Origin of the sequence: Flavobacterium araucananum, assembly GCF_002222055.1 — a bacterium.
Lineage (GTDB): Bacteria > Bacteroidota > Bacteroidia > Flavobacteriales > Flavobacteriaceae > Flavobacterium > Flavobacterium araucananum.
Genome location: NZ_MUGS01000005.1, coordinates 18,562 through 43,004, shown reverse-complemented (window position 1 = coordinate 43,004; position 24,443 = coordinate 18,562). Strand labels below are relative to the sequence as shown.

17 protein-coding genes are annotated in these 24,443 nt (G+C 34.5%); 13 read left to right on the top strand and 4 right to left on the bottom strand.

Annotation, left to right across the window (positions count from 1 at the left end; translation table 11 throughout):
- Positions 1–70: 70 nt before the first annotated feature.
- Positions 71–502, bottom strand: a complete 432-nt coding sequence (mobA, locus tag B0A64_RS04215) for a conjugal transfer protein MobA (protein ID WP_089478306.1) — start codon at positions 500–502, stop codon at positions 71–73.
- A 357-nt stretch (positions 503–859) separates the two neighbouring features.
- Between mobA and B0A64_RS04210 the strand changes: the two genes are divergently transcribed.
- From B0A64_RS04210 to B0A64_RS04190, 5 genes are all read left to right on the top strand, one after another.
- Positions 860–1,138, top strand: coding sequence for a DUF6922 domain-containing protein (locus tag B0A64_RS04210; RefSeq protein ID WP_089478305.1), 279 nt, complete (start codon positions 860–862; stop codon positions 1,136–1,138).
- A 795-nt stretch (positions 1,139–1,933) separates the two neighbouring features.
- Entirely contained in the window at positions 1,934–2,689 is a 756-nt protein-coding gene (locus tag B0A64_RS04205) for a hypothetical protein (RefSeq protein ID WP_089478304.1), read from the top strand.
- A 6-nt stretch (positions 2,690–2,695) separates the two neighbouring features.
- The gene (locus tag B0A64_RS04200; protein ID WP_089478303.1) at positions 2,696–5,122 is read left to right on the top strand and encodes a DEAD/DEAH box helicase family protein; all 2,427 of its coding nucleotides are present in this window, start codon (positions 2,696–2,698) and stop codon (positions 5,120–5,122) included.
- 985 nt (positions 5,123–6,107) lie between these two features.
- Positions 6,108–7,595 carry a DoxX family protein gene (locus B0A64_RS04195; protein WP_089478302.1) on the top strand — a complete coding sequence of 496 codons (1,488 nt, stop codon included), beginning with the start codon at positions 6,108–6,110 and terminating at the stop codon, positions 7,593–7,595.
- A gap of 91 nt (positions 7,596–7,686) precedes the next feature.
- Positions 7,687–7,947 (top strand): DUF6520 family protein, encoded by a 261-nt coding sequence (locus B0A64_RS04190; protein ID WP_089478301.1) that lies wholly within the window; start codon positions 7,687–7,689, stop codon positions 7,945–7,947.
- Positions 7,948–7,974: 27 nt separating this feature from the next.
- On the opposite strand, the gene B0A64_RS04185 is transcribed toward B0A64_RS04190, so the two are convergent.
- Genes B0A64_RS04185 through B0A64_RS04175 form a run of 3 tightly spaced genes read right to left on the bottom strand, consistent with a single transcriptional unit; the run spans position 7,975 to position 15,040 of the window.
- Positions 7,975–10,590: a S9 family peptidase gene (locus tag B0A64_RS04185; RefSeq protein WP_089478300.1), complete on the bottom strand. Its 2,616-nt coding sequence runs from the start codon at positions 10,588–10,590 to the stop codon at positions 7,975–7,977.
- Between the two features lie 10 nt (positions 10,591–10,600).
- The gene (locus B0A64_RS04180) at positions 10,601–11,998 is read right to left on the bottom strand and encodes a RagB/SusD family nutrient uptake outer membrane protein (RefSeq protein ID WP_165769759.1); all 1,398 of its coding nucleotides are present in this window, start codon (positions 11,996–11,998) and stop codon (positions 10,601–10,603) included.
- 18 nt (positions 11,999–12,016) lie between these two features.
- Positions 12,017–15,040, bottom strand: coding sequence for a SusC/RagA family TonB-linked outer membrane protein (locus B0A64_RS04175; RefSeq protein ID WP_089478299.1), 3,024 nt, complete (start codon positions 15,038–15,040; stop codon positions 12,017–12,019).
- Positions 15,041–15,738: 698 nt separating this feature from the next.
- Here B0A64_RS04175 and B0A64_RS04170 point away from each other — a divergent pair.
- The 8 genes from B0A64_RS04170 to B0A64_RS04135 all read left to right on the top strand — a co-directional run bounded on the left by B0A64_RS04170 (position 15,739) and on the right by B0A64_RS04135 (position 24,421).
- Positions 15,739–16,176 (top strand): hypothetical protein, encoded by a 438-nt coding sequence (locus B0A64_RS04170; protein WP_089478298.1) that lies wholly within the window; start codon positions 15,739–15,741, stop codon positions 16,174–16,176.
- Positions 16,177–16,838: 662 nt separating this feature from the next.
- Positions 16,839–18,503, top strand: a complete 1,665-nt coding sequence (locus B0A64_RS04165; RefSeq protein WP_089478297.1) for a DUF6035 family protein — start codon at positions 16,839–16,841, stop codon at positions 18,501–18,503.
- A 43-nt stretch (positions 18,504–18,546) separates the two neighbouring features.
- A complete protein-coding gene (locus B0A64_RS04160) occupies positions 18,547–18,867 on the top strand; it encodes a hypothetical protein (protein ID WP_089478296.1) in 321 nt (106 codons plus the stop codon).
- Positions 18,860–19,819: an MvdC/MvdD family ATP grasp protein gene (locus B0A64_RS04155; RefSeq protein WP_089478295.1), complete on the top strand. Its 960-nt coding sequence runs from the start codon at positions 18,860–18,862 to the stop codon at positions 19,817–19,819. The genes B0A64_RS04160 and B0A64_RS04155 overlap by 8 nt, the downstream gene beginning before the upstream one ends.
- Entirely contained in the window at positions 19,816–20,568 is a 753-nt protein-coding gene (locus tag B0A64_RS04150; RefSeq protein ID WP_089478294.1) for a hypothetical protein, read from the top strand. Before B0A64_RS04155 ends, B0A64_RS04150 begins: the two co-directional genes overlap by 4 nt.
- 39 nt (positions 20,569–20,607) lie before the next feature.
- Positions 20,608–22,254: a DUF4209 domain-containing protein gene (locus B0A64_RS04145; RefSeq protein ID WP_089478293.1), complete on the top strand. Its 1,647-nt coding sequence runs from the start codon at positions 20,608–20,610 to the stop codon at positions 22,252–22,254.
- A 38-nt stretch (positions 22,255–22,292) separates the two neighbouring features.
- Positions 22,293–23,468: an MBL fold metallo-hydrolase gene (locus tag B0A64_RS04140; protein WP_089478292.1), complete on the top strand. Its 1,176-nt coding sequence runs from the start codon at positions 22,293–22,295 to the stop codon at positions 23,466–23,468.
- Complete coding sequence (locus B0A64_RS04135) at positions 23,465–24,421, top strand: trypsin-like peptidase domain-containing protein (RefSeq protein ID WP_089478291.1); 957 nt, start codon at positions 23,465–23,467, stop codon at positions 24,419–24,421. The genes B0A64_RS04140 and B0A64_RS04135 overlap by 4 nt, the downstream gene beginning before the upstream one ends.
- The last annotated feature ends 22 nt before the right edge of the window (positions 24,422–24,443 follow it).

Below are 24,443 nucleotides of genomic sequence, written 5' to 3'. Positions count from 1 at the left end.
TTTTTTGCCTTTTATGGAACAATGTGACTGCATTTGGCTTAGTTAATAGTTTAAAAACACTGTAAAATATTTATTTTTTAAGATGCTTTAATTCAAATTCCTCTGTGAGCTGTATAATCTTTTTAGATAAAACAGCTAATTCTATTGTTTGCTTTTCCAGTTTGTAGAGATATGCAGAAGCTTTCTTTTCGGAAAATTTTTGATATAAAATCTTGACAACCTGATTGTAATTAACCCCGACAGCCCTAAACTGGCTGTAAAAGGAGGTCAGGCGCATATAATAGTCCATTGTTGCTTTATCGATCTTAACTGTTTTTATTCCTTTTTGAAAAATGCACGCTGTAATAAAGCGAGCCATTACATGCATTCCGGATGTTTCAAAAAGAGTTAGGAAACGGGCATTTTCTTCATCATTAAGACTGATGGAATAGCGATGGACGGCGGGATCAATTTTAGGAGGTCTGCCCCCTTTATGCTGGTTAGTTTTTTGTTCATTTTCCATGACTTCAATTAATGGTATTAATAAAAACCCAATATATTTTATAATCAGCAATTACACTCCAATTTGTAAGTGCTTGGAAGCACTTGGAAGCATTTGGCTTATTTGTTTCCAATACACTGCCTCAAACCTTTAATATCAGATACCACCTTTGAAAGGCGTAGATGTATTAAAAGAAAAAGAGCAGACATTAAAAAACGTCTGGAACTGGCAGTAAAAAAATCCTTTATATAAATTTAAATCCCAGGATTTACCGATTAATCCCACCAAAAAGAGAGGTTTTCGCAAGTAATTCAGCAAAAAATGCTTATATTTGATACTAACCATTATTAAAAAAACAATAGAGAATTAACTAAAAATATACCTGATCTTCACCCTAAATTCTTTTGGGATTTTAGATTTGACAATATTGATTGGGACGGCGGATATAAAATGGTAATTGCCCGTATTGTTGAGCGCGAAGGTCAGGATCAAATTGACAAAATCGTGTGTTTTTATGGCCGTGAAAAAGTAATTAAGGCTGTTCGTGAAGAGATTTACTTTCTGCCCAACTATGCAATTGAAGAAGCCCTTAAATTCTTTCCCGAACTCAAAAAGGAAGAAATGTACTGCTACCTAAATCGCAAGGATAAACCCTAGCACTGGATTTAATTCTGCCTCTTAAATTTATTAAACACGAGATTTTTTTTAATTTATATTTTTCCAAAGAAATAATAAAAAGAAAACGAAGGTAGGTCGGGTTGTTTGGCTAACCAAAAGACTACGGCATAATGTCTTGGTCGCATACTCGCAATCCACCCTTACGGGACTTATTCCGTTTCCTTTTGGCCTGCCCACAACCCATCCTGTAGAATTGCTTTCTTTTTCTTTTTTCCGGTTTTTCTGTTTTCTTTTGAAATAATATATTTTTCTGGGTGTTTGTACAGATTTAATTATACCTGTGCAATTGCGCTTAAAAATTTACTTTCATACAATAGTGCATATCTATTTAAATACAGGCTTGCAGATTAGCATACATGAAAACATGCAAGCGTGAATACATGCAAACGTAAAACCATGAAAGCATACAAACATAAAAGCGTGAATACGGAAATACATAAGTACATGAGTTACCATTCCGGCAACCTATATCACTAAAATACACCTATTTAATCTTCATCTCATCTACAATGGAAATCCTTTCAGCTATAAAGAACATCGGCGGGCAGCCTTCATGGCTGCCGAAGTTTATTGACATTCTTAATTATCAAAGCGGATTCCGATAATCCTTTCCCTTAAAATTAGTTTCACTAATATTACTCGTATCAGTATTTCTTAAATAGTTACTATTTTTTTAAATGTATTTATAGGCAGATAGTGTTATTATTATTAATATTTTTACGAATGTCTTAAGTAAGTATTTAATCCTCTAACATTTCTAATTTTAAAACAGCATTGAAATCAACTATTAAAAAATTGAAGTGTGGCAGTGATCTATGCGTCATAGACATTGAAAATATCGACGCAACCTTAAAAGTTGCTCTGGATAATAAGTTCATTAAAATATGCGAGGGAAATGTATCGGTTGATTTAAACGGAGTTAAGCAACGAGTCGTGCATTATCTCACCCCAAAAAAAGGCAAGACCCTTGAAATGGGTGCAATTGCAGAATTTTTTATTCACTTGTATTTAAATGAAGTGGGTTTTGAACCTCAATTTCTGTTTTTTAATCTAGAAGAAAATTCGATAAAAAAAGGTTTTGATGGTTACTACTTTCATAATGCCGAGGAATGGATTCTAGAGAGTAAGTCAGGTCTAATTTCAACAGCAGGAATTTCACATGGTTCAAAAGTAAAAGAATCTTACAATGACTTAAAAGGAAAACTAGCTGGGGATGTCAAGAATAATCCATGGCGAGAGGCTTACAACCATGCATCTCACATTGACGTAGGTGCCAACTTGGGTGTCAGAGCAAACATTAAAAAGTTTACCACCGAATTTGACAACAAAGTTTATCATAAGATTGATGATTTCAATATAATTCCAGGCTCGACAATTTTCTTAAATGGAACTTGGAATGCTACCGATGCTAACGCCTTAGAAATAGAGATTGAGGAAGCAATTTCGAAATTCAATTTTAAAAAAATAAAAATTGTCTGCGTGACAAAAAAATCGTTAGAACTTTTTTGGCAATACTTGACAACACCTTAGTTATTCATGAATCAAATAGAAAAAACAGCGCTTACAGATATCAACAAAATTGAGACTTTCCAGACTATCATGGAAAAACTAACGATTGGTACTGAATTGACCCATGAGGAAATTGTTTATATATTAGGCTGTGCCATCATATTTTTAAAACATTATGAGCAGGACAACAGATACACCAGCTATGCAGAGTTCGCGTACTATATAGTACTGAAATACAGCACTCAATATAATGATTACGCGCCGCTTTATGATTTTTCTACCAATTTTGGTTATTACCCCGTGACTAAGGCAGTTTTAGATGATGCTCTTTTAAGTGAGGAATCCTTAGAAGATTGCTGTATTGGAATTGAATTAGAACGCTATAGACATGAGGAATATATAGAAACTGTCCATCAATTCAACAGTAAAAGACAGTTACTTGCTGATCAAACTTTGGAAGTAAGTTATATTGCTCCGACATCATTTGGTAAAAGTTCGATAATTGTGGACTATATAAAAAAATATACCGCTTTAAACAGCAAAATTGGAATAATTGTACCGACAAAATCGTTACTGATGCAAACATACCGGATGATTAGAAATGCTAATCTTGGTAAAAAAATTATCATTCACGACGAGATGTTCCAAGGCCAAGATTCTTTTATAGCAATCTTTACACAAGAGCGGGCATTACGCCTCTTAAGCAAAAATAACATTCATTTTAATGTCCTTTTTATTGACGAGGCACATAATATCTTAAAAGATGATCCCCGAAGTATTTTGCTTTCGAGACTTTTAGCTAAAAATCGTATACTTAACCCTAATCAAAATGTCGTTTATTTATCACCTCTTATTGAGGATGCACATAGCTTAAAAATTGCACAAGAGCAAAGTATTAATCAGCATAAAATACCGTTTAATATCAAAGAGCCAGAAATATATGAGTTTTGTACAGATGGAAATGTAACCAAATACAATAGGTTCGTTAATGAACAATACCACATCGGGCAATTTAAAGATATGTTTGTTTATATCAATTCAACATCTGCCACAAAGAATTTCCTATACAATTACCGTCCTGTAAGCATAGAGTTGGCTGCAAAAGAATTAGCAAGGCATTTGCCTGAAATTGGAAACTCAGAACCTATTAACCAATTGATTAAAATTTTGAAGCAAGAGGTACATGAAAAATTCTATGCTGTAGACTATTTAAAACACGGAATTGTTTATTTGCATGGCAAACTTCCTGACCTTATAAAAGAATATCTTGAAAGCAAGTTTAAAGATTTAATAGAAATAAAATATATCATTGCAAACTCTGTCATATTAGAGGGAATGAATTTGCCAATTGACAATCTTTATATTTTAAATACATATTCGTTGGGGGGAAAGGAACTAACAAATCTTATTGGTAGGGTTAACCGTCTTAATACTATTTTTTCGCGGTCTAAAAATGATCTTAATAAACTCCTCCCAACGGTTCATTTTGTCAATAGTGAACTTTTCAATAGAAAGGATGGAAAGATGGCAGCAAAAATTGGATTGTTGCGTAGTCGTATTTTTAAAGATGTAATTCACAATCCTACACTCGACAAATTCGATTTGGACAAATTGACAAAAAGTGAGCGAGAACGTAAGAAGACATTATATGATCAGGTAAAAGAAGATGAAACGTTTTTAACTAAAGTGCCACAAAACTCTTTTGAAAGGGTTAAACAATATCTTATAGAATCGGGAATTTCGCATTTTTATGAGGATCTTGACAAAATTTGCCAAATACTCGACCAGCGTTTAGACAATGTAAAAAGCAATCCTGTTTGGAATACACTTGATATGATGGGGAAGATTAATTATGTGTTCATAAATAATGTTGATGTCAAAGATGCAGAATTTAAACGACTGCAATATCCACAAGCTCGAACATATTACGACTTTCATATTACGGTGAGTCAGAAAAAGGCTTTAAAGGAAAATGTCAATCATATGTTTAATTACTTTAAGAAACGCGTTGCAGATAAAAATCCATTAACTTTTTTCGGAAAGACTTACGGCGAGGTGGGCAGGACAGAAAGCCAACAAGAAGCAAAACTCTACATTAATCTGGGTAAAAAAAGTGATGTTGAACTTATAAATTTAGCAATCATCAAACTGAAGATGGAAGATGACTTTATAAGCTTCAAACTGAATAAATTTATAATTATGTTATATGATTATAAGCTGATATCACTAGATGATTATAATAAATACATCTACGGTACGACCAACCAGTATAAAATCGACCTTTCAAAAATTGGCTTAAGCGTTAGTTTGATTTCTAGACTCGAAAATGACAACCAATTACAATACCTATTCTTCGATGATTATAATAATTTGAGGTCACTTCCTGAATTTGAAGCATATAAAAACTCAGTTGACGACTTCTATAGATTTGAAATCGAACGGTTTTTAAATTAATTGTCGAATTAATTTTCGCTTATAGTTTGTTAATACCCCTCAAAAAAAGGCATCATTAAATCCATTTCTAAAAAGTTGTCGCGGGACAACGGCAAGTTGTGTTCTGAGCTGCTTGAAATACTTTCCGCAGCTCAAAACCACTTGCCCTTGCAGGGGCTGTAAAAAAAACTCCAAAGTCGTTTTTTTAATTAGTTGTATCGAATGTTTTCAGTGTTAGCTTTCCTCTTTATAAGTTCACCTGATTTTTTAGTATCGATATCATTTTAAACATCCTTTCAGGTTTACGACGTTTTTTATACTCCATAATTCTAAGGTTTTTTTAGGTATCAAAGGAAAAAACTATTGCTTTTTGTCCATAAGGCCTGTATTTGCTAGCCTTTTTATGTGTTTTAGCTTTTTTAGTAGGCCAGTAAAATGGATCGTTTTTTGCAAATTTTGGCTCGTTTTTCGTAACAACTCTTCCACAATATTGTTTTAATTTAGCTTTTACAATATGCTAAAGATGTGGTTATTAGCTAATTTTTAGCAGTGCAAGCTAGGGTGAATTGGTATGCCCGCACGCCATGTCAATTATGATTCACAGATTTGCCCGGATTTATATTCTGCTATTAGTATATACATCCATAAGCAAAACATTCGATTTTGAAAGTTTGTTATTCAGCTATAGTCACCAATGGCATTTTTAATCCGTTTTTGGCATATGATTATCCTGATTTGACAAGAGTTAATTATTTATTTTACAGAACTTTATATTACAAATTCTCAATTGCATTATAATAAAATTCAGACAACGTTATAAGTGAAAAATGGATCGTTTTTTACAAATTTTGGATCGTTTTTCACATTAATCCTTTGGCAGCTTTGTTCTAATTTAGATTTATAAAACACTTATAAAGTGGATATTATAAAAGAAACACATCTATTAGCCTATTTTGATATGCCTCAAGTAAGATTATAAAACATTGTAAACGTTAAAAGCAATGAAATGAAAACATCAATATCTTTTAAGAACACTATAGCCGACATAATCTGCCTGCTTTATATCCTGCTTTTTGTATACGCGGCTGTAAGCAAATTACTTGACTTTGAGGACTTTCGTGTACAATTGGGACAGTCACCTTTATTAAGTGCTTTTGCAGGATTAATATCGTGGATTGTACCTGTACTTGAATTATTTATTGCACTACTTATTGTTTTTAAAAGATGGAGATTAATTGGTCTTTTTGCAGCATTTAGTTTGATGGTTATGTTTACCGCGTACATCTATATTATTTTAAATTACAGTTCCTCTGTTCCATGTTCCTGCGGAGGTATTCTGGAGAAAATGGGATGGAAGGAACATTTCTTTTTTAATGCAGTTTTCATGGTCCTGGCGGCAGCGGGTATCCTGATATCGGCCGGTGGGATACCAAAGGTATCCCTAATTTCAAAACCCGCTGTTATCGCCAGTGCTCTTATGTTGACTGTCTTTTTTAGTATTGGTGTCGTTGCTTTTCTATTTATGCTCTCGGACACGGAAATTAAAAGAAATAACGCGTTCATTAGGAAGTATATTCCACATGCTTTGGAAAAAGTAGGCGAATGTCCATTAGAATCTAACTCCTTTTACATTGCCGGTGCAGATGAAAATACTGTTTACTTGGGCAATTATTTGGCACCTCTGTATGTAAAATCAATAAATATAAAAAATGGTAATGCATATGAGAATCGGATATCAATAGATAAAACCGATCTTTCATATAAAAGGGTAAGGATAGATGTCAGACCGCCTTATTTTTTCCTTGGAGACGGTACAGTTCCTGTATTATTTAAAGGTTCAGTAAGTAATTGGAATGCAAGAATTTTTTCAATAGACAATGCATATTTTACACAATTTTCAGTTTTAGATCCTTTCAAAATAGCTATTGCAACAAACAGTGGCAAGACTGGAGAAAATATTTTGGGTTTGGTCACAAGTCAGGCAGATTCTTTAAATCTCAAGCTAAATGATACAATCCTTAAGCGACAGATTGATGGAAAATTCGATACAGATGGAGTATTGACAAATAATGGGAAAGGCATTATCCTATATGTATATTATTACCGCAACCAATATATTGTGGCTGATGCGCAATTTCATTCTTTCTCTACAGGTAAAACAATTGATACTATTGGCAGGGCGCAATTAGATGTTGCCCATTACAAAAATAAAGATCAGTACAAATTAGGAGTAAACACTGTCGTAGTTAACAAACATACTTCAGCGTATGGGGATTTATTATATGTACATAGTGATAGGCTGGGTAAATACGAGGATGAGAAAGTTCTGCGCTCAGCCAGCATAATTGATGTATACAATTTTAAGGAAAAAACATATTTAAAAAGCTTTTATCTCTACCACCAGCGTGATGTAAGACTACAAGAATTTAAAGTCTATAAAGATTTAGTCATAGCCCTTGCACAAGACAAACTATGGATTTACCGTATTAAGTAATGAAATATTTTAAGATATACTACGTAGTTTCAGGAATAAGGCCGAACACCTGTAGAAAAAAGTAGGCCGTTAACTTTAAAATTTTAGAATTATGAAAAGTAAATTTTTTAAATTCGGATTACCCGTTGGGGTTTTTATGATGGCAATAGGTCTCGCCTTTGCCTCTGAGAGTAAAGCTTCAGAGAAAGAAGCTTTTGTTACAGGTTACATTTTTCAGGCAGGTCAGTGTAGACCAGCTCCAAAAGACTGTAACAACATCAGTGCCACTCCCTGTACCTACCTTGGCAATCAGGTATGGTCGGTGAACAATGGTACAAGCTGTGCTGCGATGTTATTCCATAACGGCTTGTAGTTTTTCAGGGTATGGAATGATATATTATCATTCCATACCCTTTTTACAAAAAGTATCAAACCATTCTTCTATTTCTTTGGATAAAAGTTCCTGATTGTCTAGGTTCATTATATTATGTCCCTCATTTTTAAAAAGCAATAATTTACCCTTTTTATGAAGCCGCTTCATTGCCATATGCATGTAAATACTTTGTGACCAGTTGACATTGTAGTCTTCCTTGCCAGCCCAGAGTAAAAGCGGTGTATTTAGCTGCTGAACATTATATAAAGGAGAATTTTTATTGTACTGTTCTTTTAGATCATAAAAGGAAGCTCCCATCCTATATTGCTGGCTTTCGATTCTCCACATCTGATCTCTTTTCCAATCCCATGCGACATCGTGATACCAACTGACCAAATCCGTTACCGGCGCTCCAGCTACGGCGGCGGCAAAAATATTGCTTTGCGTAGCGATATAAGCTGTTTCGTATCCTCCAAAGGAATGACCTATCAGCCCGATTCTATTTTTGTCTACCGATTTATTTTTTAATACCTCGCTGACTGCTGCCCTTACTGATTGTAATGCCGAATAACCGGGATTCTGTTGACGGTATATGATATCAGGCAATAAAACAAAATAATCTTTTGTCACAAAGTTCAAGATGTTAAAACCAGTATAGGAATATTGCGTCGGCGAATTATATGAATTAACGAATTCAGCAGTTTGCTCATAAATATATACGATCATTGGATATTTCCTGCCAGCCTGAAAATTTGCAGGATAAATTAGAACACCCTTCTGCATATCCCCATCCTGACCAGGATAATGTACTACCTGATCCTGGCCTAAATCGTAATCCAACAGCGCAGTGTTACTTTGATATAAAATTTTGGAAAGCTTATTATTTAATTCTAAAACATGAATAGAGGGAGGCAAATTGTACCTGTAGGTCTTAAATGCCAAAATATTTTTGTTAAGAGATATAAGAGGCTCATCGACCTTTATCGGAGCAAAACACAGTTCTTTTACTCCTGTTTTTTTCTTAAAAAAGGCAAAACCGCTGCTAAAGTCTTCCCCTGTCATATCCAGCAAAATGCCTTTATCCAGATCAAAGCTGATTCCTGTATTCTTGGAGAAGTGGCTTAAATACTTTGCATCATTTCTTCTGCTGTCCCTGTTGATTCTGAATTTAATTTTCTTTGCCCTTCCAGATGTAATTTTTTGGTATTTCATCCCTGTTGGATCCATTAGCCATATATCGTACTGGTCATACAAAATGAGGTTTTCATCCTCTGACCAGCCAGGACTTCCAAATGGTATATTCTCATTGGTCCAGCTACCTTTGACATCCCGGAAAGCCTCTTTAAGCTTGCTGGTCACGTTCTCGGATTCTCGAGTCTTTACATTAAATATCCACCAATTACTGTCATTAAAATAGGCTACATAGTTTCCTTTAGGTGATAATGCAATTAATTCCGGCTGTATGCTTTGTTTTTTTATAACCAGTTGTTTCTTGCCAGACTTATTATTTATGCTGTAGATATCCGCTTCTAAAAACTGTCTGTATTGAGGCTCATACACTAATTTATTGAAAACTAAAGAATATGGATGATTAGGGTTAAAAAGTGCGCTTGGGGTCTCTTTGTCGGCAATTTCGAGAATCCGATCACTTCGTACATCCCATGCTGTAAGCAGGAAAGGCAGTTCATTTTTCTTGTAATCTTTCATTTGCGGATAAATCCAAGGTTCGTCAGTATCCCATGCTTCCATTGCTTCTATATCAGGAACCTCACGGCTGGATTTTCTGTAAAAGAAAACATTATTTCCATCGTCTGAAATGGAAAGTCCCCTGTTGCTTATAACGGCATTTAAGAAATGTTTATTTAGAACATCGTTATCCAGCATCTTATGCTCTTTTTTAACAACATCATAAAAATGGATTTTATGCTGGTGTCCTGCAGTCTCTAAAAAAGTCAAAGCATTTCCGGATCCAGTCCATTTTAAATCAAAGCAGACACTGTTTTGATATTTATAGATGACATGATATTGTAGCTTAACAGCATCAATTAGTACTGACTCGCCCGATTTTTCGCTCATGAACTGGGCAGCTAACAGATCTGCGTTAGGGTGCCAAACACAGTCACCTGCATTAGAAAAACTACGGCTGTTATTATGTACGAGATCAATAACAAGAAGCGAAGCCGAAATGTCAGGCTTAACAGCATTTGCAGCAATAAAATTACCAGTGTAAGAAAAACTAAATGATTGTATATCATTATAAACTTCTTCATGAAGATTGCTTAGATCAATTACCTTAAGCTTATTGTCAGGCGTTGTATAAGCAAACCATTTATTGTTATTAGAAAAATTAAAAATACCCGATGTAGCAAATTTCAGCGATGTTGTGCCCCGTGTATTTCTCAAGTAGAGCGTGCTTTGCTTATTATGATATGCTTCCTCGAATGCAATCCATTGTCCGTCATTGCTAAGCGCGTTGATATAGACATTCTTGCTCCATAATGAATCCAGTTCGCGGGTATACCTTTTTTTTAGCGTTTTATCTTGCGCAAGTACAGGTTGCTGTATTATGCAACAACCCGTAACAATTAATAACATCTGAAAGTATAATCCACGCATTATACCTAAATAATATAAAATTTTCATTTTGCTTTCTTTAGTATCCTGAATTTTGAGGTGCCAGATTAGGATTCATTAATAATTCAGTTTCTGGGACAGGAAGCAGGACATCTGTTGGTCTCCAATTAGGCTTAATTGGGGATAAAATTTCCTGAGCCTGTCCGAAACGCTTGAGATCAAACCACCGCTGTCCATACTCTGAGAAAAGCTCAACTCTCCTTTCTCGCAAAACAGATTGAAGTATTTCAGCCACTGAAAAGGCTTGTGTATCGGATAGTCCTGCACGGTGCCTTATCTGATTTATGTCTTCCCGCGCACCGCTGAGATCGCCAAGATTGACGCGAGCTTCAGCACGAATTAAATATTGTTCTGCAAGCCTTAAAACTATTGAATACTCCTGCGATGTGCCAGTATTTGCTGATTGGCGGTATTTGTAAGGAGCATACCATGACTGATTGCCATCTGATATTTCTACAACCCATTGCTGCCTTCTCAGATCATTAGTTTCGAAGGCTTCTTCCAGTCCATAATTTAGAGCCATAAGTGGGGGTGGTCCTGTCACGAATAAAAAAGTGACAGCCTCTTGTGTATTTTGTCCAGCATTTTTTGGCTTTAATTGGAAGATTGCCGATGTGCTTTCCTTTAAAAATTCATTTGCTAGATTGGCTTCAAGCTGGTACATTGGAGCATTGATTACTGCTGAACTCTCATTTTGTGCGTCCTCCCAATGACCCATGCTCAGGTAAACCCTTGCCAGTAGTGCTGAAACGGCAAATGTGTTAGCCCGGATACGTTCTCCAGATACATAGTCTTCATCAAGTAATGTTTTCGCCTCAATAAGATCTTGCACAAGATTTATATAAACCTGTTCTTCACTCATCCGCGTTACATGCTGGTTGGCAGTATAATCTGTCGTTTGAATATAGGGTACATCTCCGAAGAGCTCCACGAGGTAGAAATGGCATAATGACCTTACAAATAGCGCTTCTCCTTTTAATTGGTTTTTTGTGGTTGCGGAAAGATTTTCAGAAGCTTCCAAGCCTTCAAGCGCCGAATTGCTCATATAAATTGCGCTGTATGTTCCATTCCATAATGTCTTGATGATGTCGTTTGAAGCTATAACATTGTGATTGTAAAAAGTTGCCACAGGCTGGCCGGGAGCAGCATAATAATCGAATTCATCGGAATAAAAACCTATTAGCGCATTTAATCCATATAAGTTTCCGGTAAGCAATACATCGTCACGAAGCCTGCCATATAAGGTTGTGACCGCTGCAGTTGCTGTTTCTTCATTTTCAAATATAGTGGCTTGCGGCAATTGGCCTTTAGGATCATCTGCCTCTACAAAACTCTCGCAGCCTACAGGAAGACAAAGAAGTAAGATCATCAATGCTACAGTAGAACCTTTGACAATATTTTTTAAAGTATTTTTCATAATTGTAATTTTAAACTGTTATAATTCAATCCTGATCCCAAAAGATATTCTTCTCACTGGGGCGAGGAATCCGGGTGCCTGTTCAGGGTCACCGCCTTTAAATTTTGTGAAGGTTAAAAGGTTCTGTCCCTGCGCAAATAAGGTACAGCCGGCAATCCCTTTTTCTTTAAGAGGAAGCTTGTATGATAGCGCCAGAGTCTTCAGCCGTATGAATGATGCGTCTGAGATTACACCGCTGCTTTGTGTAAATTGGGAATAGGCAGTATAGGCATCAAAGTTCCATCCAGTCGTATAAATCTGCATTGACGCATTATCACCGGGATTCTGCCATCGGTCTAAAGCAGTTTGAGGCTGGTTAAGCATTGTTCCGGGAGGCTCGGTAGTATAAAATTCATTGAGTCCCTTTTTTTTCATAAACTGAAAGGTTGCATCAAGACTCCAATTTTTATACTGGAGCGTATTGCTTAGCGATCCATAAAATTTAGGTGTTAGATCTGCAACAAATTGCCTGTCTGCAACGGTAATGGTATTATCGCCGTTGTAATCGGTAAAATTAAACAACCCTGTTTCGGTATTTACACCTTTAACCTGATACAGCTTATAAATAGACAATGGTTGCCCAATGGCCAATTGGTTGGCATATGAAGAATTTTCTAGTCCCTCGAAGGCGACAAGCCTGTTTTTAGGCACCGTAAATTGAAGGGAAGTGTTCCATTTGAATCTGTCATTTTGGATATTATTTGTGCCGATTCTTATTTCCCAACCTGAATTTTCTACTGTTGCGTTAAGATTCGCGTTAATAGAGTTGAAGCCTGTGGATCCCGGCAGAGGGATTCCCAACAGCTGATTGTCTGATCTGTTGTTGTAATAAGCTGCCTCAAGGTTAACTGCTCCTTTCCAAAATTCTGCTTCAAGGGCAACTTCAATCTTCTTGTTTTTTTCCCATGCAAAGCTGGGATTAAAAAGGCGTGAAGGTGTCAGGCCAAGGTTTCCATTATAACCTCCGTCTGTGATGGAATAGGTATTGAGGTATTGATAGTCCCCAATTTGATCATTGCCTGTAATTCCATAGCTTGCCCTGAGTTTACCAAAGTGTAGCCATGTCAGGGCATTACTGAATTTTTCTTTTGAAAAGAGCCAGGCACCACCAATGGCTCCAAAATTTGCAAAGCGATTGTCCGGACCAAAGCGACTGGAACCGTCCCTGCGTCCGGTGAAGTTTACAATGTATTTACTACGTAAATTAAAATTGACCCGTGCATAGCCTGCCTGATAACGGTACTGTGTTGTCTGCTCATTTATAAACCTCACTGTAGTGGCAGCACTAAAATTTGTAATTAGGTAGTTGTTGGCAAAGCCATTGGCGCTCAGCGTCAACTGGTCGCTTTCCTTCTCCTGAAAAGTACTGCCCAAGGTCAGGTTTAAGCTTCCCCATGAAAAATCATGCTTATAATCAAGCTGGGGTTCCACAATCCATGAATTCCTGATGTTTTGGTTACGGGTAGCATTCGATGAGGCGGGCGTAAGTCCAAAAGCGGGATCATATATTGTATTTGGGCTGACCTGTATTTCGGTTAGTTCTGAACAATTGTATCCTAAGTTTGTTTTTAGTTCAAGACCCTGCATGACAACATAACTTATCACTGCATTTGCCATAAGGTTGTTGGTTTGGTTGTGATAGTTGCTGTTGAGCGCAGCGAGCGGATTGGTCCAAGTGCTGCCTTCCCAGTTTAGCTGCCCATTTTCGTCATATAATTCAGGGGCATTTGGGGGCAGTATGCGTGCTATGCGGGAAAGGTCTGAAGATGGAAGGAAGTTTTGATCCTGCCCATAGTTGGCGGAGAATTGTATACTTAACTTCTCGTCTGGCGAATGATGGGTAATATTAGCGTACGCTGTTGTTTTTTTATAGTTAAAGTCTCCGGGAAACACAGTTGTTTCTTTCATAAAGGTTCCTCCAAGAATAAAGCGGGTTGATTCGCTTCCTCCTGTCGCTGACAGCCTCACTGTGTTGTTGTAGGCAGTATTGCCTACAAGTTCTTTCTGCCAGTCGGTATATCGGTTTTGATCCCAAGTTCCATTGACATCGTATTCCCAAGCCGGAATCTCTGTTATGCCATCATTTGCAAAAGCCTCGCGCCGCATTTCTAGATACTGTTCTGTATTTAAAAGCTTTAGTATGCGGGTGGTCGAAATTAATGTGGTGAAGGCTTCAACTGAAAATTTTGTTTTGCCTGCACGACCTCGTTTGGTAGTGATTAATATCACGCCATTTGCGCCACGGGATCCGTAAATTGCGGTTGCATCCGCGTCTTTTAGTACTTCTATAGAAGCGATCAGAGAAGGATCTATTGTATTTAAAGGATTGATATTCCCTCCTGGCAGTATACCGCCAGAGACATCCCTGCTTCCTAAGCTACCGGAATCGAATGGCACTCCATCAACTACATACAAGGGTTCATTACCTGCGGATATACTGCTCTGGCCTCTTATACGCACTTGGTAGCCACCTCCAGGCAAGCCTGTGGTGGAAACGATATCAACACCATTTAACTTGCCCTGCATAGCTGATAGTACATCATTAACGGGTTGATTGTCAATATCTTTTGACGTAATCCGTCCAATACTTCCAGTTCGATCTTTATCTTTAACCGAATAGTACCCCGCATTTATCGTGACTTCCTTAAGCTGCGTGCTGTCTTCGGACAATGTAACCTTTATTGAAGTTTGGCTTCCAATTGGGATTTCCTGTGTGGTATAGCCTAAAAAAGAAAATACGAGAATGTCAGTTGAAGTGGCCGTGATTGAGAAAGTACCTTTTTCATCTGTTACGGCCGAGGTAGTAGTTCCTTTAACAATAACGGTTACGCTTGGAAGCGGTCCGGCAGCATCGATAACTGTACCTGTAATTTGATGTTGCGACTGCTTCGTATAGGTTCTAACCGTTAGTTTGGCGGCATAAATCTGATTGGAAAACAGTATTGCGAAAATAAAAATGCAAAGACAGGAAGGCCTGCCCTTGTTTAATGAAAGATTTTTCATAATTTTAAAAAGGTTAAATGAAACGAGAGTTTGTTTTTCCCAGCCTTCTATGCTAGTTTCGACGCGAGATAGAAGGCTTTTTTTGTTAATTAATTCATCATAGGCATAATTTGGTTTTTTGGTTAATTAAATAAATTAATAGCTGTTGTGTGGTTTCGGATCTGCGCTTCTGTAGGTAAATTCTAAATGGCGAAGATGATAATATAATAACCTGACCCTTCCCCGACTAACTCAGCGAGAATACTAATACGGGCCAGGCATCATCAATGGAAATTATATGATATACATAGTCGAATGGCTAAAGGTTAAATAAACCAATGCAATTCTTTTTATTATACTGAAGTAGCTTGAAAAGTTGAGAAAAACAAAAAAGGCGCGGGTACTCAACAAATCCGCTTCCGAGGTACTGCTAAGAACCTTTTCACACGAATAAGTGAGCCCACGCCCTTTTATAGAGGCGTGAGCATTTACACTTAGTCATCTCGCGTGATTAAAAATTAGCAGTTTTCGGAAACGAGACTCCAAGCGAATGCTTCATATATTTTATAAGAAGTATCGCAAATTTACACAATCATTACTTAATATCAATTATTAAGTAATTCATTTAATTATTCCCAAATATAATAAAAAAATACATACATCTACAGGTGGATGTGTATATTTTTTAAAAAAAGCGGTTCTTTCATCTTTTATAAAACATGCAAGAGGAAGTAATAGAAATAATAATTTCACAGTTAGATTTTTATTTAATTGAAAAAGTAAGAGATATGAGAGTTAATGCAACACCTTATATTTCACAAGTGTCTTTGTCTCAAAAACTGGATTTATCAGAAGGATTTGTAAGCAAAGTTGAAAATCTCAAAGAAAGATCAAAGTATAATATTCGCCTTGTCAATAGGATAGTTAACGTATTTAATTTAAAATCTTATTCAGATCTATTTCCTTCAGAAATTATAAAGAATGACATTGTTCGAATGAGGATAAAATTGTTCAAGAACATAAAATCTCAAGGAAGTAATAGTGTGAATGAAATTTCAAAGAAATCTTACCAGATAATTTCTATAAATCCATTGAGTGAAAAAGAAATGATACTTTGGAAATCTAATAAATTAGATTATTTAACTATTATAAAGTAATTCATATAGTCTCATAATTTTAGGTGAGCTTAAAGGTGCCACTGGGCATCTTTTTTTATATTCAATAGTGCTAAACAGGTATTTATACGGTAGTCATTTCATCATTAAATGAATTATTTTGCTGTTTTAATGATAAAGTATGGAAAACCGTAAAGTATTGTAAGAATGGTTTTCTAGGTTTGTCGTTAATTTGTTTTTATTATACTAAACTATTAGTTGTGCAGAGTTTTTTTATATACATAATTAGCCAAATACTTAAACCGAAAACTAATGAAGATACCTTACTTTAGAAACTTCAGAAAGCTATCGAGAATATCTAAAGCTATTCATAAATGATTTGGAATCTGTATTGATAATATAGATAAGCTACAAGTAGCTCAATCAGAAAAAAATCAATCTTCAACCAATATGAATCATTGTTTATCCAAGCTATTCAAAATGTTCTATAAATATTTATAAAATTTTTAAGTCCGAAGAAAAGAGAAGTTTTCATAAACTATTTAATCTATTCAGAAATTCTAAATTGTCTGCCGATATATCTAAGAGATAATTTTGATTTAGTAAAGAATAGAATTGAATTTTGGAATTAGTAGATAAAATTGAAATAGAAATTGAATAAATAGTAAAAATCAAAAGTCAAGCAAATGCAAAACGATAAATAAATGGTTAAATCTGAAAGATTAATTAAAATAGCATTTGATAAATCAACAGGGGAACTTGTTAATGCCTCTGATCTTTTTGATGAAAGCAAAACTGATAGCTTTGCTGTTAGAAAAGAATTCCAAGATAGAAATGTATCATGGAATTGTTGCGAGTGTGGCCAAGACTTAAATATTTCTGTTAGCAGATATGACCGGCTCTACTTCAAGCATAAATTTCCTCATGACTTTTGCATTCTTACCGACGGTAACTTGTCTCCAAAAGAGCAGGAACAATTTTCAAAAATATTAATTGCAAAAGAAAGTGACAGGCATAAAGACTTAAAAAACAAAATTGGTAACCTACTACAGGCTGTTCCGGGAGTAGATGTTGCTAGTATTTCAGTAGACGCAAGATTCATCATCAAGGATAATGAAAAAAGGAAACCTGATGTTTACTGCAAATATTTTGACAAAGAGCTTGTCTTTGAGATTCAGTTATCGAATCTGTCACTCAGGTATATTTTAAGCCGATATAACTTTTACAAAAAACACGGAATGTTCCTGATTTGGGTTTTGGATAATTTCGACATACATAGTCAGGGAACACTTGAAAGGGATATAAAATACCTGACAGAGTATCAAAATTTTTTCAAGTTAGATGAATCCGTTGCTACTTTTAAGATGGTTTGCGATTATAAGTTTCCTTTCATAACGGAAGATGACAGAGTATTTACCAAATGGCTTAATAGATCTGTGTCTCTTGACGAGTTGAAATTTGATGATGATATATTTCAGGTATATTATTATAATTATTCTCTAAATAAAACAAAGGTGGAGAATGATTTAAAGGATAAGCTTACAGAAAAGAATCTCCTAAAAAAAAAGAATGCGCAGGAGTTAAATGAAACTATTGCCAATGAAAAGGCCGCTAGGATCATAAGTTCGATAACCGCTAGAAAATCAAGTTGTAGTCTGGATTATAGTGACTTGCAACTCGACATTTACGCATTAAGTGATTTCGAGCTCAGAATATTTAATTCTAAATTAAACTTAATAAATAGACATAGAGCCGGAATGCCAATACTAAATTACTGGATTAAAAATTCCAATCACAAATATGACTATTTTTTGCATTTTTTACTATCCTGTAAAGAAATTGAGATAAACTTAAATTTTGAAAGCATAACAATACCAAACTTATTTCAGGAAGTATTAAGCAATAATAATTTGTGTAATGACTTTATTATAAAGTTGCTCTTAAAACGTGGTTATAAAATCACAAAAGAAGATGAACATCTCTATCAGCAGGTGGCAGGTGACGATATGGATAGACTACTTTTATACAAAATGTGCTCATGGCTATCAGATAAGGGTTTAGTTGATGATGTCTTTAAATATTACCAACTATTATTTACACTACAGTCTGCCGCTGGCAAAAAAATTGTAGGATATAGATTTAGTAACTGGGTGTCTCTGGCTAATAATGCAATAGAGCATCATAACAAATACTGGGACTATATAGAAATGGCATTCAAAAAATATGGTGTGTGGGATTTGGTAATGGAGTCTGATAAAAAGGGTACATTTCAAAAAAAATTAAGCACGCTGTACAGCAATATGCCTCACCAGAACTATGACTTTGATGAAGTATTTAGAGATCTTTATTCAGAACTTGAATATTTATAATAAAAACAGATAGAAAATAGACTAACTTTAAACTAAACTAATTATGAGGCCTTTAATATTGGATTACTCGGTAGAACGTACCGGAGAATATAAAGCACTATTTGAATATGACGAGTCACTTTCTTTGAATGTAATACACTCAAACAATACAGTTATCCCATTTATTGATTATCATAATGACAGCGTTAATCTAACCACCACAACGAAAGTCCTCAATGAAAATAATATGGAGAATGATGGCTACAACCAGTCACTTCTGGAGATGACCACCAAAACCAGAGTAATACAGGAAGCAGACGACACGCCAAGCAATATCCTTGAACTGACGACAAAAACTATGGTAAGACAGGAAAGCGATGATTAAAGTTTTATTGATTACCAATAAAGCGGATGTAACCACCGATTTTGTAGTTAAGAGATTAGCGGAGCAAAGTATAGATTTCTACAGACTTAACACCGAAGATTTACTGACTAAGAATGCTTTAAGCTTTAATTTTAAAGAAGATCAATTTACATTATTTGATAAGGCCGCGGGTTTAAAAATAGATCTTTTAGAAATTCGGTCGGTTTATTATAGGAGGCCGTTGTCACCAGATTTTAGTACCGAAAGCTTAACTAAAGGGGAACAGGCATTTATCTTAAATGAAATCACTTATTGGATTGAAGGTCTATATAAAATACTAAAAAACGCCTTCTGGATCAGTCCAGTATTTGCGATTAGGGAAGCCGAGTCCAAAATATTTCAATTACAAACAGCACAAAAATTGGGTTTTAAAATCCCTGATAGCCTTATCACGAATAACCCGGAAGAGGCTTTGGAATTTATTGGAACAACTTCGAAAATTATCAAACCCATCAAAACGGGTTTGATTGATGATGAAATTGGAAGTAAAGTAATATTTACATCGGTTTTTAGTAGTTCCGATGATATAGAAAGAATTAGCGCATGCCCAACATATTTTCAGGATTTTGTTGATAAAGTTGCTGATGTAAGGGTAACAGTAGTGGGAAACAAAGTTTTTCCTGCTTCAATTCTTTCACAGGAGTTTGCTGAAACAAAGGTAGATTGGAGGAATGGTGAAAATCTGAAATTGAAGTATGAAAAAATCACTCTGCCAAAACCCCTAGAAGACTTATGTGTAAAGCTAACCCAGAACCTAGGCCTTAATTTCGGGGCAATTGATTTTGTCAAAGATAAAAACAATGATTTTATCTTTTTGGAGATCAATCCAAATGGACAGTGGGCATGGATTGAAAGACAACTGGATTACAAGATTTCTCAGGAAATCTGTACTCTACTTACTAACGAAATATGAAACGAATTCGAGAATTTTTCTGGCCTTTATTGGACAAGGCAGAACCCAAAACGTTGAGGATATATACCTTAGAAGACATCAATGTGAACAACGAGAATATTGATAAGGTGCTTGATCTTACCCAAAGGACATTTGATGAAGAATTGAGCAGGGGTTCTTCGGTAGAAACAAAATCATCTTTGTTTATCGGTACACTGAGTGTTGTTACTTCAGTAGTACTTGCCGTGACCACCGCATTAATCAATAAGAACGATTTCAGCATATCTCTATTATCAATTGTAGTTCTATTATTTGTTCTTATTGTATATATGATAAGAACAATATGGTTTTCTATTAAAGTATTGGAGAGAAGAAGCTTCCATACAATGCATCATAATAATTATCTTTTGGGAGACGAAAAAATTGAGTTCAGTAAAAAGTTGATTGTTCAATTAATAAACAAAACCAACCAGAACACTGACACGGCAAATTCTAAAGTGAATAACATGGTTATGGCTCAGGAATATTTTAAAAGGGCAATAATTGTATTGTTATTATATTCGGGATTGCTTTTGCTGTTTTTTATTGAAAAGTCCTCTAAAGAATCTGCTAACACATATTCAAGAATCGTAACCGCTGCAAATTCAATTTATATAAATTGTAGTTTACTTTGGTTGACGCTGCTTCTGTTGATGTCATCTCTATTGCTTAACGTCATTTTATATAGAAAGTTTAAAAAAATAAAAAGTGCTGATGAGTCACAAATATAAATATTCTGACAGCATATCACTACAAAATAAAAATGACTTATGTCTGAAATCATTAATAAACACTTTCTAGCAGATTATGATTTGGGAACTATCAGGAATAAATCAAAATTTTTGCTTCACTCAGAAAGTTTAGACGAAATAGATCGACTAATTATCTCTTACATTGACGTGATTTCTGGACTTAGTCTACTTGATTCGAACAGTAATTCCAACAGTATATCTGAACACCGACCTGGTCAGCAAACATTAAATGTTATCGCTACTTGGGGAAATGATATTTCAAATCCTTACATAAGAGGATTATTGTTTGACATACTTCAATGTAATAAAATAAACAAATTCGCTAATGCCAAATTCGCAATTGACACATATTTGAAGATTTGTGAGGTTCGCGACAATTTGAGTTCTAAAAGAGATTATTATATAAGAATTATTAATATCCTTAAAGGATTAGGCAAAGGCAATAAAGCGCTTATACCTATTTATTTTGACACAATTAAAAATGATGTACTTAGCGCGGAAATTTTAACGGAATGCTATTCTATTACAGAACTCGTCAAGGAAATGAATGCACTAAACCTGGAACCAATCCTCTATGAGCCCTTTATTATTAAGATAGAAAACAGTATTGGGTCTTTTCTCGCAAAATCGGAATTTAAACATTATCGCGAGTGTCACCAAGTGCTTGCAATACTGAAAGAAGAAGATTCGATTTTTCATCGTACAGAAATAGCACGTGGATATATTATGGAAGCAAATGAGTTTGATCTCCAGGAAAATGCTTCCCAACACATAATCGCCGAGCTTTACAAAAAAGGACTCAGGATTTTCAAGCTCTTAAATGTAAAAAATGCAGAAACAAAACTGCTGGCCAATAAATTACTTGATATACAGAAAAAAGCCGCCGCTCAACTCAATGGAATGGCTATAAACCTTCCTATTTCCATAAATGTGGAAACAATAGAGTTTCCTGACTTTGACAATATCTATCAGGCTGTTTACTGGTTGATTGGATTTGATCTTGCTTCAAAGTCGGAATCTGTTGAAGAGTTTGAAAAAAGCAAAAATACATTTATGCATTTGCAGTTTCTTAGCTCAACTATTACAGACTCACAAGGAAACACAATCGGTATTAGTGAGGATAGTGAAAAGCGTATATACAGGGATGCTTCCATGAGAAGAGAAATCATTTGTAAAATGATTTTAAAACCTCTTTATGACAAGTTTTGTGACAATTTTGCTATTTCAGAATTGGAAGTCTATGAATTGATTTCACATAGTAAATTTATACCTAAAGACAGATTGGGAATCTACACTCATGGCCTTTATAATGGCTTTTGTGGCAACTTTGTAGTGGCGGTCCACTTGCTACTTCCCCAAATAGAAAATGGCATTAGATTCATACTGAATAATAGAGGCATTATAACAACAAAACTTGTAGATGAGGTCCAAACAGAAAATGGTCTAACTACTAACCTAAACAATTTAAAAAACATCTTACATGAAGACCTAATATTTGATCTTGAAGGACTTCTAAATGAACCATTCGGTGAAAATTTAAGAAATGATGTATCTCACGGACTATGTGGAATTTCTAGGTTAGGTTTAGCTCCTGGTTTTTATACATGGTGGCTTGCTTTAAAATTAAGTTTAGAAATTGAGCAGTACATGCTTGATAAAAAATAAATCAGTAGATATTAAATAATCGATGTTAAATAAAATCTATGAAAATATCCATATTCCCAGCTTTTAATGGCGACTCTATACTTTTGGAAACCGAAATTTCAACTATACTTATTGATGGAGGTTATGTTGACACATATAAAAAACACATTAAACCCAAACTTAAAGAATTAGGAATAAAAGACAAAAAAATATCTCACTTAATTGTAACACATATTGATAATGATCATATCTCTGGAATCATAAAGTTAATCGAAGAAAATAAATTCGATGAACTTATTGTAGTTGAAAATGTTTGGCATAATTCATTTCAACATATTGTAGATATTGACGATGGTCTTGTTTTTAAGGGCAAGGACATTTCCGAATTATCTATAAATTATCTTCTAAAGGAAGGTAATGATTCAAAAGATAAAAATATATCTGCAGTTCAGGGTTCAACATTAGCTTCCTTTTTAAAAAAATATAATCATAAATGGAACTCCGAATTTGACAATAAGGCTATTTCTGTTGATTCTAAATCCGAAATTATTAATAAAGATTTGACTTTTAAAATCCTCTCTCCAAATAATGAAAAACTAAGAGAATTAAAGAAATACTGGAAAAAAGAATTATATATAAAAGGGTTTTCTTCCGATGAAAATCTATCCGATTTCAATGAAGACGCTTTTGAATACATTTTATCTTTAGAAAAAGAGAAAAGAAAACTTCGTAAAAAAAATGTATCCGGTTCTTTCGATATCGAAAAATTATTGAATGATCCATTTATTGAAGACGATGCAGTTACAAATGGTAGTTCAATATCATTCATCATTGAATGTGAAAATTTGAAAATTCTTTTTCTAGCGGATTCTCATCCATCAATCATTATTGAGAATTTAAATAAACATTTTAAAAAAGAAGAATTTCCAATTAAATTTGACTTAATAAAAGTAGCTCATCATGGCTGTAAAAACAATACAAGTCCAGAACTGCTTAATTACATCGACTCAGAAAATTTTATCTTTTCTACAAATGGTTTAAGTCATAACCATCCCGATGAAGAAACTATTGCTAGAATAATATCTAGAAAAACAGTATTTAAAAGGAATTTATATTTTAACTACCCGACACAAGCAATTGCCTCTTTTAAAAAAGATGATTTAATGAAAGAATATAATTTTACAATAATTGAAAGTGTTGAAGATAAACCAATAGAAATTAATTTTAGCAAATGAATAGAATAATAAATCCTCAGCAAATTCAAAGTTCAACAGTAAAAATTATTTATAAAAAAGAACAGGGAACTGGCTTTTTTGTAACCAAAAGCATTATTATAACAGCATATCATACGCTTTTGGATATGGTAATTGATGAAGACAGCATACAAATAATCCTTAATGATTATTCTATACAAAAATGTAGAGTATTATCGATTGATGAAGACAATGATATCTGCCTTTTAAGTTGTGAATATGAAAACCAATATTATTTACCATTAAATAAAATACCCATAAGAATAAATGAAAATTGGGAGTCTTACGGTTTTCCCTATCAAGGTGAGCAAGAAGGATTGCGAATATATGGTACAATAAATCAATTAGTTGAAAATCAAAAATATGATTTTACTATTAATTGTCATGATATAAATACTGATTACAGTTATGATGGACTTTCCGGCTCTTCAGTTGTTTCCGGAAATAAAGTTATAGGTGTCATATTAAAACAGCTAGATGATAAAATCGGTGTTATTTCTATATCCAAAATTATTGATTTATTGCAAAAACAAAACATACCTATCCAATTTGAGGAATCTATAAATGAAATTCCCAAACAACTTGAAGATGACATCAAAAACATCATCTCAAATTATGATGTTATTAATCGATTGGATGAGAGTATTAAAGAAAGTGGAAATTGGATTTTACTTGAAGGGAATCCTGGAACAGGAAAAACTTTTAATGTAGCTTCTTACACTTCTGAGGAAGAAAATGTTATTTTAGGTAAATACTTTACCAAAGTTCCTAATGATGACAAACCTAAAAGTTTAAGAATTTCTAAAGAATATTTTTTAAATTGGTTTGAAGAAACAATATCGTTAACACTGACTGGTAATATTCCGCCAAGAAGCAATGAAACTTTCAATAAAAGAATAGAATTATTAGGCTATTTATTCATAGAATTAGGTTAATATCTAGAAAGAATAGAGAAAA

Excerpts from the sequence above, each read along its gene's own strand:
- B0A64_RS04175 (WP_089478299.1), bottom strand. The coding sequence starts at position 15,040 with ATGAAAAATCTTTCATTAAACAAGGGCAGGCCTTCCTGTCTTTGCATT.
- B0A64_RS04155 (WP_089478295.1), top strand. The coding sequence starts at position 18,860 with ATGATTAAAGTTTTATTGATTACCAATAAAGCGGATGTAACCACCGAT.
- B0A64_RS04160 (WP_089478296.1), top strand. The coding sequence starts at position 18,547 with ATGAGGCCTTTAATATTGGATTACTCGGTAGAACGTACCGGAGAATAT.
- B0A64_RS04145 (WP_089478293.1), top strand. The coding sequence starts at position 20,608 with ATGTCTGAAATCATTAATAAACACTTTCTAGCAGATTATGATTTGGGA.
- B0A64_RS04185 (WP_089478300.1), bottom strand. The coding sequence starts at position 10,590 with ATGAAAATTTTATATTATTTAGGTATAATGCGTGGATTATACTTTCAG.
- B0A64_RS04195 (WP_089478302.1), top strand. The coding sequence starts at position 6,108 with ATGAAAACATCAATATCTTTTAAGAACACTATAGCCGACATAATCTGC.
- B0A64_RS04150 (WP_089478294.1), top strand. The coding sequence starts at position 19,816 with ATGAAACGAATTCGAGAATTTTTCTGGCCTTTATTGGACAAGGCAGAA.
- B0A64_RS04190 (WP_089478301.1), top strand. The coding sequence starts at position 7,687 with ATGAAAAGTAAATTTTTTAAATTCGGATTACCCGTTGGGGTTTTTATG.
- B0A64_RS04170 (WP_089478298.1), top strand. The coding sequence starts at position 15,739 with ATGCAAGAGGAAGTAATAGAAATAATAATTTCACAGTTAGATTTTTAT.
- B0A64_RS04180 (WP_165769759.1), bottom strand. The coding sequence starts at position 11,998 with ATGAAAAATACTTTAAAAAATATTGTCAAAGGTTCTACTGTAGCATTG.
- B0A64_RS04165 (WP_089478297.1), top strand. The coding sequence starts at position 16,839 with ATGGTTAAATCTGAAAGATTAATTAAAATAGCATTTGATAAATCAACA.
- B0A64_RS04200 (WP_089478303.1), top strand. The coding sequence starts at position 2,696 with ATGAATCAAATAGAAAAAACAGCGCTTACAGATATCAACAAAATTGAG.
- B0A64_RS04135 (WP_089478291.1), top strand. The coding sequence starts at position 23,465 with ATGAATAGAATAATAAATCCTCAGCAAATTCAAAGTTCAACAGTAAAA.
- B0A64_RS04140 (WP_089478292.1), top strand. The coding sequence starts at position 22,293 with ATGAAAATATCCATATTCCCAGCTTTTAATGGCGACTCTATACTTTTG.
- mobA (WP_089478306.1), bottom strand. The coding sequence starts at position 502 with ATGGAAAATGAACAAAAAACTAACCAGCATAAAGGGGGCAGACCTCCT.